This is a genomic window from Commensalibacter sp. Nvir (genome assembly GCF_963921845.1).
GTDB lineage: Bacteria > Pseudomonadota > Alphaproteobacteria > Acetobacterales > Acetobacteraceae > Commensalibacter.
Map to the genome: position 1 here is coordinate 1 of NZ_CAWUGZ010000022.1, position 12,175 is coordinate 12,175.

General features: G+C 36.9%; 13 protein-coding genes. 4 read left to right on the top strand and 9 right to left on the bottom strand.

The window, feature by feature from the left end:
* The coding region (locus AABE15_RS01810; RefSeq protein ID WP_338329572.1) for a JAB domain-containing protein at positions 1-381 on the top strand (381 nt) is incomplete at its 5' end.
* Positions 382-386: 5 nt separating this feature from the next.
* Here AABE15_RS01810 and AABE15_RS01815 read toward each other — a convergent pair.
* From AABE15_RS01815 to rpmE, 4 genes are all read right to left on the bottom strand, one after another.
* Positions 387-1,490 carry a 5-(carboxyamino)imidazole ribonucleotide synthase gene (locus AABE15_RS01815; protein ID WP_338329573.1) on the bottom strand — a complete coding sequence of 368 codons (1,104 nt, stop codon included), beginning with the start codon at positions 1,488-1,490 and terminating at the stop codon, positions 387-389.
* Positions 1,491-1,503: 13 nt separating this feature from the next.
* Complete coding sequence (purE, locus tag AABE15_RS01820) at positions 1,504-2,010, bottom strand: 5-(carboxyamino)imidazole ribonucleotide mutase (RefSeq protein WP_338329574.1); 507 nt, start codon at positions 2,008-2,010, stop codon at positions 1,504-1,506.
* Positions 2,011-2,021: 11 nt separating this feature from the next.
* A complete protein-coding gene (locus AABE15_RS01825; protein ID WP_338329575.1) occupies positions 2,022-2,678 on the bottom strand; it encodes a cell cycle transcriptional regulator TrcR in 657 nt (218 codons plus the stop codon).
* 169 nt (positions 2,679-2,847) lie between these two features.
* Entirely contained in the window at positions 2,848-3,075 is a 228-nt protein-coding gene (gene rpmE, locus AABE15_RS01830; protein ID WP_338329576.1) for a 50S ribosomal protein L31, read from the bottom strand.
* A 204-nt stretch (positions 3,076-3,279) separates the two neighbouring features.
* Here rpmE and mscL point away from each other — a divergent pair, with 204 nt between their 5' ends.
* Together mscL and AABE15_RS01840 are read left to right on the top strand one after the other, a co-directional pair.
* Entirely contained in the window at positions 3,280-3,753 is a 474-nt protein-coding gene (mscL, locus tag AABE15_RS01835) for a large-conductance mechanosensitive channel protein MscL (RefSeq protein ID WP_338329577.1), read from the top strand.
* Between the two features lie 59 nt (positions 3,754-3,812).
* Positions 3,813-4,142: a hypothetical protein gene (locus tag AABE15_RS01840; RefSeq protein WP_338329578.1), complete on the top strand. Its 330-nt coding sequence runs from the start codon at positions 3,813-3,815 to the stop codon at positions 4,140-4,142.
* 17 nt (positions 4,143-4,159) lie between these two features.
* On the opposite strand, the gene secF is transcribed toward AABE15_RS01840, so the two are convergent.
* Positions 4,160-5,098 (bottom strand): protein translocase subunit SecF, encoded by a 939-nt coding sequence (gene secF / locus AABE15_RS01845; RefSeq protein ID WP_338329579.1) that lies wholly within the window; start codon positions 5,096-5,098, stop codon positions 4,160-4,162.
* Between the two features lie 10 nt (positions 5,099-5,108).
* A complete protein-coding gene (secD, locus tag AABE15_RS01850) occupies positions 5,109-6,668 on the bottom strand; it encodes a protein translocase subunit SecD (RefSeq protein ID WP_338329580.1) in 1,560 nt (519 codons plus the stop codon).
* Positions 6,669-7,144: 476 nt separating this feature from the next.
* Between secD and AABE15_RS01855 the strand changes: the two genes are divergently transcribed.
* A complete protein-coding gene (locus AABE15_RS01855) occupies positions 7,145-8,140 on the top strand; it encodes a Gfo/Idh/MocA family oxidoreductase (protein WP_338329581.1) in 996 nt (331 codons plus the stop codon).
* A 73-nt stretch (positions 8,141-8,213) separates the two neighbouring features.
* Here the strand turns inward: AABE15_RS01855 and AABE15_RS01860 are convergent, their stop codons facing one another.
* From AABE15_RS01860 to AABE15_RS01870, 3 genes are all read right to left on the bottom strand, one after another.
* Entirely contained in the window at positions 8,214-10,010 is a 1,797-nt protein-coding gene (locus AABE15_RS01860; RefSeq protein WP_338329582.1) for an ABC-F family ATP-binding cassette domain-containing protein, read from the bottom strand.
* 214 nt (positions 10,011-10,224) lie between these two features.
* Positions 10,225-11,544: a hypothetical protein gene (locus tag AABE15_RS01865; protein WP_338329583.1), complete on the bottom strand. Its 1,320-nt coding sequence runs from the start codon at positions 11,542-11,544 to the stop codon at positions 10,225-10,227.
* A 75-nt stretch (positions 11,545-11,619) separates the two neighbouring features.
* Positions 11,620-12,175, bottom strand: a 556-nt coding sequence (locus tag AABE15_RS01870; protein ID WP_338329584.1) for a glycosyltransferase family 2 protein, incomplete at its 5' end; no start/stop codon positions are given.

The following is a 12,175-nucleotide window of genomic DNA, read 5'->3' on the forward strand; positions in this document are numbered from 1 at the left end:
CTTTTAAAGAATAAAAAATTGTTGATTGATTATTTAAAAGCATTTCTTTCTCGATTATCAAATGAGCATTTTTATATTTATTATTTAAATAAAGAAAATGAATTTATTCAGGAAAGTTTACAAGGTAGAGGAACAGTCAACACAACGTCAGTTTATTTAAGAGAGGTGGCTCGTTGTGCTTTACTATGTAAAGCAAAAGGATTAATTTTAGTACATAACCATCCTAGTGGTTTAGCTATACCTTCACAAGCAGACAAAAAATTAACGGATTTAATTACTAAAGCTGTGTATACAGTTGGAATTACCGTACATGATCACCTCATTATTGGAAATGGGGAGTATTTTTCTTTTGCTGAACAAGGGCTTATTGAACGTTCATAACTTTATCAAAAATATTCAGATCCATATTTCCCCGGTAAGGTGTGTAAAGGGTATAATTTAGTAACATGCCCCATTTTACGTCCTGATTTAGCAATTTTTTTTCCATAAAGATGGCCAATTAATCCTTGGGTTGATAGGATTGAATCCCAAACACGCATACCTTGTGGCCCAATCAAATTTTTCATTACCGCATCCGAATGTCTAATTGCGTTTGGTAATGGTAATCCCATAACGGCACGAACATGCATTTCAAATTGGTTAATAGGACAGGCATCTAATGTCCAGTGTCCAGAATTATGTGGTCTAGGGGCGATTTCATTAATAAGAATCTGTCCATTATCAGCGATGAACATTTCAATCCCTAGTATACCAATGAGTTTTAACGAATTGGCTATATGTATGGCTAATGTCTTAGCTTCTTTTTGTAAGTCAATATCAATGCGTGCAGGGGCAAAGCTTAAATCAAGTATACCGTTTTTATGTTGGTTTTCAGTAACATCAAACGTAGTTACTTGGCCTAACTTATTTCTTGCGACCATAACACTGATTTCACAATTAAAATTAACTATTTTCTCAGCAATTAAAGGGTGCGGGTCTAGAGTATTGAATATTTTATTTAGCTCATCTGTATTATGAACGATGGCCTGACCTTTACCATCGTATCCTAGGCGTGTCGTTTTTAAAAGGAAGGGAAATGAAAGGGTGTCTCCTGCTCGTAATGCATCGTTTATGTTGTATATGGGTAACCAAGATGTGGTAGGAATTCCGTGTTGGTTCAAAAAAGATTTTTCGATAATTCTGTCTTGGCTCGTTCTTAAAATTTCGCCTGATGGATGAACAGGTTTTAAGGAAGCCAAGCGGTCAAGGCCATCTGCGCTAATATTTTCAAACTCAAATGTAATAACATCCACAGCCTTAGCAAACCTATCAATTGCTTCAGGATTGTCATACGATCCAACAGTCGTTTCATTTGCCACCTGGCTAGCAGGTGCGCACGATACATTTGAAAAAATATGAGTACGGAACCCTAAACGCGCAGCGGCTATAGCTGACATTCGTCCTAATTGCCCTCCGCCAATTATACCTAATGTAGAATTAGGAGGAAACATTATTTCATATCCTTTAAACTTGGTTGGGTGTAAGGCTAACCGAATCGGTTTGATTTGATCTCCATTCTATAAGACGTTGTTCTATTTGAGGATCAAATAAAGAAATTATAGAAGCAGATAGCAAAGCCGCATTGATAGCACCGGCACGACCTATTGCCAATGTACCGACTGGGATTCCTGCAGGCATCTGCACAATAGATAGCAGACTATCGTTACCGTTAAAAGCATGAGTAGGCATAGGAACACCCAATACAGGCAAGTGTGTCCACGCAGCCGTCATACCGGGAAGGTGGGCTGCACCACCAGCCCCAGCAATAATTACTTTCAGTCCACGATGTTTTGCATTTTGCGCATAGTTTCTAAGTCTGTCTGGAGTACGATGTGCTGAGACGATCTTCACTTCGTTACTAATCTGCAACTTATCAAGAAGTTGTACAGAATGACGCATGACCTCCCAATCGGATTGACTACCCATAATGATGCCAACGTTTATAAGTTTTGGAGTTTCAGAGGTTACCATCAAATGTAAACTTAGGACTGTTTAGAAGAATTATTTTTATTATACTCAGAAAATATATGATCTATATCTAATTCAGGCGGGTTTTGATGAAGAGGGGTAGTCACCTTTGACTCGTCATGAGGGGTAACGTTTTTTTCTGATTCGGTGAATTTAGAATCATTGGTTTCAGCAAGAGCATTATTAAGATCCAATTGACTACACAAACCAAGAATAACTGGATCACGGGGTTTGATATTAGGTGAATTCCAATGTTGCTTGTCTCTTACTTTAGCAATAGTGTCCTTTGTTGTTCCAAGTAATTTTGCAATTTGTTGATCTTGCAACTGTGGATAGTTTCTCAACAAAAATGCTATAGCGTCTGGCCTATCATTTCTTTTAGAAATAGGGGTATAGCGTGCACCTTTAGGGCGTCGGACTGTATACATACCCGAAGCAGAAAGGCGCAGTTTTAATTCTGGATTGGCTTCACAACGGGAAATTTCCTCCTGTGTGAGTTGACCATTCATAATAGGATCATAACCAATAATGCTCTGGGCTACTTCTCCATCAGCAATTGCTTGCACTTCAAGAGGATGCATTCCACAAAATTCAGCAATTTGATTGAAAGTGAGTGCAGTCTTTTCAATTAACCACACTGCCGTTGCTTTGGGCATAAGAGGTAAAGTCATGATTGTCCTGTCAAAATACCATATACAGATCTAAAGTAACTCCTGCAGCATATTTTTCAGAGTTATTTATTGAGATTATATAATTGGAAAAATCAAACTTAAAGTGAATATTCTATTATTTTTCACTTTAAGATTTTAAGGAGTTGTTGAGGAATGAATCCAAAACTGATTAAGCTTTCTTTTGACCAATACCTGCAAAACGTTTGTTAAACTTAGCGACTTGACCTCGGGAGTCGTTAATACGTTGTACACCAGTCCAGGCTGGATGAGATTTAGGATCAACGTCAAGACGAAGGGTGGCGCCGTTCTTGCCAAAACAGGAGCGGGTTTTAAATTCAACACCGTCTGTCATGACGACTGTAATTTCGTGATAATCTGGGTGAATACCGGTTTTCATAATTTTCTCGTAACAGACTAAAAAAAATCCGTCAAAAGACGGAAAAGTAAAAAGTATTTATAATCACTTTAGAGCGCTTAATCAATCTATTATAGACGATCTTTTTAAAAATAGTTGTTTTTTTGTTATATCAACGAATTAAATATAGAATTATACTAATTTATTCGGACTCTGTATTGATTGAAGTATTAAAGGAATAGAATTATGAATGAAGTACAAAATCAAAGCAACGATAAAACTCCGCAATGGATAAAAGAATTTCAAGCCTTTATTATGCGGGGAAATGTTATTGACCTTGCAGTAGGTATTATTGTTGGAGCTGCGTTTACGACAGTTGTAAATAGCTTGGTCAAAGACATATTTAATCCAATAATTGGATTGTTGATAGGTGGAATTGACTTTAGTAATATATTCATAACCCTCAAAGGAGCGCACGTTCAAACATTAGAAGAAGCTCAGCGAATTGGAGCGGTTACGCTTAATATCGGAGTTTTCCTTAATGCTATCATTCAGTTTTTGATTGTAGGTTTTGCTGTCTTTTGGTTGGTAAAAATGCTTAATAAACTTTATAGTAGTATTAAAACGCGTGAAGAAAAAACAGCAGCCCCTGTTCCCAGTAAGCAAGAAATTTTGCTAGAAGAAATTAGAGATGCGCTTACTTCTAAACACAATATATAATGTGTTCTTTAATAAGTTGACTTAATGTGTCATTCTAATTTCAATATAGAGACCGTATAATGCTAAAAATAACACAAAAGATCGTTATTGTGCTGGTTGTGTTCGTGACCTTTTCAAAGTGTCAATCTTCTGTAGATTCTCCTTATAATAATGGGCAATGGACACAAGCTTTAGTAAAAACCTATCTCCTCGTACATGGCATGTGCATAGGATATTTGCAAGAGTCAACTCTAACCCCTGAACAGTTTAAAACGTTAGCGAAATTAGATCTTCAAGCAAAACACTATGTTGTCAAAGCGTTAATTGAACCGAACGATCATAATTTTAATAATGCGAAAGTAGCAGTTGTATATTTGATTAATTACATAACACAAAACCAGCGACTTTAAATATTATAGATATAGTGTTAAGACGTTTTTTTAGCCTTTCTTTTTAAGGTTCCCTCTTCCATAAAAAGAAGCAAAGGGGCAGCTATAAAAATTGATGATGAGGTGCCAACTACGATTCCAAATAGCATTACCCAGGCGAATCCCGATAAAGACGGACCTCCAAATAAAGCCAAAGGAAGTGCCGCAAGAAATACAGTAGCGGAAGTTGCTAGCGTTCGACTCAAAGTTTCGGTAATCGATAAATCAATAAGCTGCCTCATTGGCATGGAATGATATTTTCTTAAATTTTCCCTCACTCTATCGTAAACTACAACCTTATCATTGGTTGAATAACCTAAAATAGTCAAAAGGGCGGCTACCATTACCAAATCAAATTCAAAATGGGTAACAACCAAAAATCCAATGGCTTTTGTTAAATCTAGAATAAGTGTAATTATGGCGCTTAAGGCAAATTCCCATTCAAATCGAAACCAAATATACCCCATAATCATCAATAAACTGAAACCAAGTGCAAACAGACCATTTCGGAACAGTTCAGAAGATACGGAAGCACCCACTGCGTCGGCACGCACAATTTTGGCGCCACTTTCTGAAGTTTCTATAGTTTTCTTTACGCGATTAATAAGCGTTTGTGTAGTTTCAGAGCTGTTCTCTTTAGGGGCATCCAAGCGTATTAAAACGTTATTAGGACCGCCAAACTGTTGAAGTCCCGCTGCAGATAGATTAGCTCGTGTTAGTTCTTCACGAATTTTTGCAAAATTAGCGGGGCCAGCGGTCTGTGCCTCAACAACTATTCCTCCACGGAAATCAAGACCTAACGTCAGTCCAGGGTGCAGAAATAGGATAAGCGAAGCAATAGAGAGCACCGCAGATGTTATCAGTCCCGCAAAGCGTCCACGCATAAATTGTATGTGCGTACCATGAGGAACAAGATGGAATAAGGGACGGCCAAGCATGTTCATACTTTCAAATAGGAAGTTCTTTAGGGCGGACTAAAGCATACCAACGAATAATCAAAATCCAGGATAGACCAAGTGTTGTAAAGGCGGTCGTAACAATACCGATGGTAATGGTTAAGGCAAACCCTCTTACCGGTCCTGTTCCAAAAATAAACAACATAACATGGGACAAAAAAGCTGTAACGTTACTGTCAATGATTGTACCTAACGCTCTATTAAAGCCTGTTTGCAAAGCACTTAAAGGCGTTCTTCCATTACGGACCTCTTCTCGTATTCGTTCATTTATTAAAATATTGGCATCTACCGCCATACCAAGCGTTAAAAGCATTCCAGCCATACCCGGCAATGTTAACGTTGCTTCAAATAAAGATAGAATGGCACACATTAATATTAAATTCGCAAAAAGAGCAATATCGGCATAAAAACCGAACCGTCCATAAAAGACAAGCATAAACACAATCACCAAAGCAAAGCCAACGGCTAAGCTAATACCCCCTGCTTTTATAGAATCAGCGCCTAAAGATGGTCCAATCGATCGTTCTTCAACAATTTTAAGAGGGGCCGGTAATGCACCTGCTCTTAGCAATAAAGCCAGATCTGTTGCTTGTTGTGCAGTGAAGTGGCCTGTAATTTGACCTTGGCCACCAGTGATCGGGGATTGTATAACGGGGGCAGTAATAATTTTGTTGTCCAGCACAATAGCGAAGGGTTTATGTAAGTTCGCTCGGGTAACGTTGGCAAACGCCTGTGCACCTGCGGTATCCAAACTAAAATTAACGGCGTATTCGCCCGTTTCATTATTAAGTCCAGCATTCGCACTGGTTAATTCTGCTCCATCGACTTCAATATGATCACGAATAGGCAATTTCCTAGTATTGTCTTCATTCATCGGCAAAAACGTAACACTAGGAGGGGGAAAATCAGGATTGGTTGCGGTTTCATCAAGAAGATGAAACGTCATTTTTGCAGTCGTGCCTAATAATTGCTTAACATGATCCGGATCACTTATTCCCGGTAGCTGAACAACAATACGATTCGTTCCTTGTTGAGTAATCGAAGGATCGACCGCACCAATAGCGTCTATGCGTCTTCGAACAATTTCAATGGATTGAATGATTGCTTCCGCACCTCTTTTTTGCATGGCAGTGGGTGAAAGCGTTAACGTTATTTGGTCATTAGGTTCAGCAGTAACGTTAAATTCATTCACTACAGCTTGAGGCATGGTACGCAAGGCGCTAAGAACAGGTTCTTTTTCTGAAGGACTACGTAAATTAAACGTTACGTTATGTTTTTTTTCAGAGTATTGAATATTTTTATAACCTAAATTCTTAGAAATTAAGGTTTGACGAATATTGTCTCCTAAAGTTTGGAGACGATCTTTGGTTAATGTATCTAAATCAACTTGTAACAATAAATACGATCCACCACGAAGATCCAGTCCAAGGTGAATTTGATGCCAAGGAATTTTGAATTGTGGACGAGAAATAAAATTGGGGACACAAAACAATAACCCAATTAGGCAAGTGAGTATGACGAGGGCTAATTTTTTAGGGCTATAATACATCATTACAGTATTGCTCAAATCCTTTATTTCAACAGTGTTACAAAGCCCAGAGGGTTGAAAAAGATGATTAACGATAAAGCGTTTCGAAAAATCTAATGCGTTTTGGTTGCAAGGACAAAATTTATCAAGATACTTGCTTCGGCGTGCCATTGGCTACGAACGAAGTGGTTTCTTTTTTATCATTGAATGAAAAAAAATGGTATAGCTTAAATAAAAATTGATGTGGTTTTAAGTATGCTTAATATTATGTCATCTCGGTTATTTCAAATTGTGAAAAAGTTAAAAAAAACGTTAAAAAAACATAGATTTATATAAAATAATGCAAAACTATAGAAAATAACGATTTTTCAAATTAATCTGTAAAAAATATTGGAGGCTGGATTAAGCTTGCTTTATCATTTTCAAGGGTTTTAATAATTTTTATGCTAGGTCATAACTAAAAATTTCTTTTAATTAAACAATTTTTTAAAGAGAGCTCAATGCAAAAGAAGTTACGTGTCGGTGTTGCGGGTGCAGGGTATTTTGGTCGTTTTCATGCATTAAAAATTTACAATTCTTCAAAAGAGGAATTGACTGGAATATACGATCCTAACGAAATCAATGCTAAACGCGTTTCTAAAGAGGTAGGCAATGTAACGATTTGTCCCTCGTTTGAAAACTTATTAGAGCACTGTAAAGCGGTAGTTATTGCTGCTCCAGCAGAAGAACATTTTAGCTTAGCGGTTAAGGCAGTAAAGGCAGGTAAGCATGTTCTTATTGAAAAACCCATTGCATCCACTCTGGAACAAGCAGATCAGTTGATTGCGTTAAGCAAGGAATCAGAAGTAGTTCTCCAAATTGGGCATTTGCTCCGTTATTCAGCCGAACAGAAAGCAATAAGCGAACGTATTAAACGGCCATTATATATAGAAACCATGCGCATTGCCCCATTCAAACCTAGGGGAGTTGATGTCTCTGTCGTTCTGGATCTGATGATACATGATCTCGATCTTATTATGGCTATTGTGCACTCTCCCATAGAGCATGTGGCTGCCTTGGGTGCTGCGGTTACCTCTGAATATGAAGATATTGCAAATGCAAGAGTTACCTTTCAAAATGGATGTGTTGCTACTATTACTGCAAGCCGAATTTCCTTAAAAACAGAACGTAAAATGAGAGTCTTTTCAGAAGAAGGCTACTTGTCAGTAAATTTTGTTGAAAAGCAACTTGTTATGATTGGTAAAGAAAAGGGTTTGCTTTTACCAGGAACCAATGGATTTAAGAGAGAAGCGATAAAATGGAAGGATCATGATAATTTGGAAAAAGAACATGACGCTTTCGTTTCTTCTTGTTTAGAAGGCGCCCCCGTTGTTGTGGACGCAATGGCAGGTCGCAATGCTTTGCATGCTGCTTTATCGGTCATTGAAGCGGTTAACCAATCCAGAACACGCATGCAGTGTTCTGGATTATTAAGTCCTAAAAAAGTTAGTTTCTAACGGTTAGAAGTTTCTATCCGTCTGAAATATCACAAAAAAAATGCTCTATAGGTATGAATTATTGAACGTTAAATTAGTTGCGTTCGAGTTCTTCTCTTTTTAGTTCAAGTTCGAACCATTTTTCTTCTAACTCATGATGATCTTGATGTTTTTTGTTTAGTTGTTCTGTATAGATTTGGAATTGTTGGGGATCGCGTGTGTATAACGAATTGTCTGACAATAATTGTGTTAAGACAGCCATTTCTTTTTCAAGAGTCTGGATTTTTTTTGGAAGTAAATTTAATTCATACTGATCTTTGAATGAAAGTTTTTTGGCTTTTGCCTTCTCAGTTTTGTCGTTTGCATTGTCTTTGGCACTATTTATCTCTTTTATAACTTCAAACGGATCACTGTTTTTTCTCAGTCGCATCATATCGCTGTATCCACCCGCATATTCAATCCATTTTCCGTCTTTTTCTGGAACAAGAATTGAGGTGGCCACTTTGTCAAGAAAATCTCGATCGTGGCTAATGATAATCACAGTACCGGCGTACGTTGAGAGAAAATCTTGTAATAAATCAAGGGTCTCTAAATCCAAATCATTCGTAGGCTCATCCATTACCATAATATTTGAAGATTTGGCTAAAGCTCGGGCAATGAGAACTCTAGCTTTTTCTCCTCCAGAGAGGACATGTATAGGGGTTTTAGCTTGTTCAGGTCTAAACATGAATTCTTTCATATACCCTATGACATGTTTTCTTTGAGTACCAATATGAACGTATTCGCCACCATCATTTGATAATGTTTGAGCTAAAGTCTTCATAGGATCCAGAAAATTTCTGTTTTGATCAAGATAGTTGAATTCTAAATTTGAACCGAGTTTAACTTCTCCTGAATCAGGCTGTTCTTGACCGATTAATAATTTTAATAACGTACTCTTTCCTATACCGTTGGGTCCTATAATACCCAGACGGTCGTTTCTCAATATTCTTAAGTTTAAGTTTTTAACAATTGTTTTTTCCGAAAACGATTTGCTTATCTGTTTTGCGTCGATAACTATTTTACCAGAAATTCCTCCTTGGTTCGCTTGCATAGCGGTCATCATAGGGTTTTTAATAATCTCTTGGCGGGTTTTTCTTAATTCTTGTAACTCGGCCATTCTGCGTACATTACGTTTACGTCGTGCGGTAACGCCATAACGCACCCAATCTTCTTCTCGAGCTATTTGTCTATCCAACTTGTGATTATCCATAAGCTCTTGTTCTAGGAAATTTTCTTTCCATTGTTCAAATTGTGAAAATCTTTGGTTTAATAATTGTGTTTTTCCACGATCAAGCCAAAGAATTTTTCGAGTAATTTTTTCCAAAAAAAATCGATCATGGCTGATAATAATCATGGCAGAGGGTAAAGAATTTAATTCTTCTTCTAGCCACTCGATTGCCGGCAAGTCTAGATGGTTTGTTGGTTCATCAAGTAATAAAAGATCAGGTTTTGGCGCAAGGGCTTTGGCCAGTGCGCATCGTTTGATTTCTCCGCCAGAAAGAGATTGAGGTTTTTCGTCCCCTGATAAATTTAAAACATTTAATAAAATTTTTGCCCGATAATACTGTTGCGTTTCATGAAGTTCTGAACAAACATAGTCTAAAAGATTTTTATATTTAGAAAGTTTAGGCTCTTGTTCTAAATACTGTATGCTCGTGCCCGGTTGAATAAATTTTTCACCGGTATCCGCATTTAATATCCCAGAAATTATTTTTAATAGCGTCGATTTTCCAGAACCATTTCGTCCTACTAATCCGATGCGGTCTTGTGTATCTACAGCAAAGTTTGCGTTTTCGATGAGAGGTGTACCGCCAAGTGTGTAATGAATATTTTTTAAGTTAACAAGCATAGATGACCTAATAAAAAGAATAAACCAAAGCAGAGAGTACAGAATTAGCAATACACAGAGTTGGTTTTCAGAAAGCAGTATGAATAATTTATTGTAGCATTGTTGAAGATTATGTTCTAGCGGTTAGACTTTGCTTCGAACGTTAACAACAATTATTGAAGGGACACTATGTTATCAGGTGGTCATTTTTGTATTTTGAAACATTATGTTGTCATTAGGGGAGTTTACGATTTGTCACTAATGCTTTAGGCATAACGATATACCAGCCGCTTGACCAAGTTTTAGGATGATAAGAAGTATTTTTTTTCCATTTTTTAAGTTCTTGTGACCATATTTTGCCAGCACCATCTTTTGTTTCGGGAAAGGTATGAAAGAAATTGTTAATCCCTACGATAAGTAGCCAGCCTATTAGCAAATGGCAAACAATACTGCCCTTAAAAGGTAAAGTTATTGAAAAGTATAACAGCAAAAATGCAAGTATGGCTTGAGCAATAAAACTATACCGTTCGGTAAAATAAGGATTAATTACCTGTAAGGGGCCTCCAATAGAACCGTAAATACATATAGATTGTATAAAAATTGCAGCGAATAAAAGGTTAAGTCCAGCTCTGGTTTTGGGATATTTTAGAAATAATGCAATTAACCCTAAAAACAGTAAGGTTGGGATTACACACGCAAGTCTGGAAAAACTGTGGTATTGCAACGCACTTGAGATGTTCGCCATCCACTTAAGAGCATAAACATTGCGGTGTCCCAAAAATGGGAAAAGAATGTCACGTACAAATATAACATTGGTCAATTCAGTGTATGATAAGTGATTGTAACGAGGAAGCCATGATTCCGAAGTATCAAAATGAAGCCAATGGTTGGTTAAATAAAAGCTCAATTGAATGCTGCTTCCACCAATCAAAGCAAGCATTTGATAATACTGTGCACGATTTCCTTTTGTAATGGTTTTATACAAAAAAATAGGAATGGTTGTTATCGGTAATAAACCGCAAAGCGGTGCGAGAAAAAGAATAAAGAGTTTTGGTTTTTGATGGTTATAACTACTTGTAGTAAAGGCAATAAACACGCAAGCCAAAGTTAAATGAAATTGTAGATGCAAACATTGAAGAGAAATTTCAGAAGATTCAGGTATAAATAACAACAATAAGGTCGCTAGTACTCTGGTTTTAAATAGTTGTAACCACTTATCTTTCGCTGTTAATAGTACGTAAAGTGGAAGCAATTGAACAAAAAGACCACAAAAAATCGTAACATAGGGGGCATAGCGTGGAGGTAAAAATACATAGCGTGCAATCAAGGTTGTCCCACTTGCGCCCAGGTTAATATACCCTCCATATACATGAAAAAGCGCTTGAAGAGGGTGCAAATTAAAAGCGTTGCTGTAAAAAACAAAACCTTCTTCCGCCCAAAATCTGCCTTGCAATAAAATATCTGGAGCTCTAGCAAATAAAAAAAATACATAAAGCGAAATTAAGCTAATATTTTGCCAAGACTTTCTTGTAGAATATGCTTTAGCTGTAAACACAATCCAATTACCTTAGTTAATATTTTATAAATTAAAGTTTAAAAAAGTTGGTAAAAATGGCTTGTTTAAGCATATTTATAATTTAAACAAACGATTAGAAATTAAATGTAATTTACTTAATCTATACAATAAGGATACATAGAGAACGCCTAGACCATATGTTAAGCTGCGTTTAAAGTTAATAGAAGAAGCTTCTTTAAAATATTTGGTGGGGCAAGAAATTTCTCCTACACGAAATTTATGGTAAAGTGCCGCACATAGCATTTGATTATCAAAAATAAAATCATTAGAAAACTGATTTAAATCTAGAGATAAAAGCACTTCTTTCGTCCATCCTCGGTAACCAGAATGGTATTCGGATAATTTACAGTTAAGAAACACGTTTTGGATAAACGTCAACCAACGGTTTGCTGCATATTTATACAAAGGCATACCGCCTGCAACAGCGCTTTTGCCAAGTATTCTAGAGGCTATAATGATGTCATAATGACCAGAAACCAACATGTTTACCATAGCCCCTAACAATTTTGGACTGTATTGATAATCAGGATGCAACATAATAACAATATCTGCGCCACGTGAAAGAGCCGCTTGATAGCAGGTCTTTTGGTTCGCGCCATACCCTAAATTT

What these genes read in the sequence shown, in the direction of transcription:
- AABE15_RS01815 (WP_338329573.1), bottom strand. Translation starts at nt 1,490, where the DNA reads ATGTTTCCTCCTAATTCTACATTAGGTATAATTGGCGGAGGGCAATTA.
- purE (WP_338329574.1), bottom strand. Translation starts at nt 2,010, where the DNA reads ATGGTAACCTCTGAAACTCCAAAACTTATAAACGTTGGCATCATTATG.
- AABE15_RS01825 (WP_338329575.1), bottom strand. Translation starts at nt 2,678, where the DNA reads ATGACTTTACCTCTTATGCCCAAAGCAACGGCAGTGTGGTTAATTGAA.
- rpmE (WP_338329576.1), bottom strand. Translation starts at nt 3,075, where the DNA reads ATGAAAACCGGTATTCACCCAGATTATCACGAAATTACAGTCGTCATG.
- mscL (WP_338329577.1), top strand. Translation starts at nt 3,280, where the DNA reads ATGAATGAAGTACAAAATCAAAGCAACGATAAAACTCCGCAATGGATA.
- AABE15_RS01840 (WP_338329578.1), top strand. Translation starts at nt 3,813, where the DNA reads ATGCTAAAAATAACACAAAAGATCGTTATTGTGCTGGTTGTGTTCGTG.
- secF (WP_338329579.1), bottom strand. Translation starts at nt 5,098, where the DNA reads ATGCTTGGCCGTCCCTTATTCCATCTTGTTCCTCATGGTACGCACATA.
- secD (WP_338329580.1), bottom strand. Translation starts at nt 6,668, where the DNA reads ATGATGTATTATAGCCCTAAAAAATTAGCCCTCGTCATACTCACTTGC.
- AABE15_RS01855 (WP_338329581.1), top strand. Translation starts at nt 7,145, where the DNA reads ATGCAAAAGAAGTTACGTGTCGGTGTTGCGGGTGCAGGGTATTTTGGT.
- AABE15_RS01860 (WP_338329582.1), bottom strand. Translation starts at nt 10,010, where the DNA reads ATGCTTGTTAACTTAAAAAATATTCATTACACACTTGGCGGTACACCT.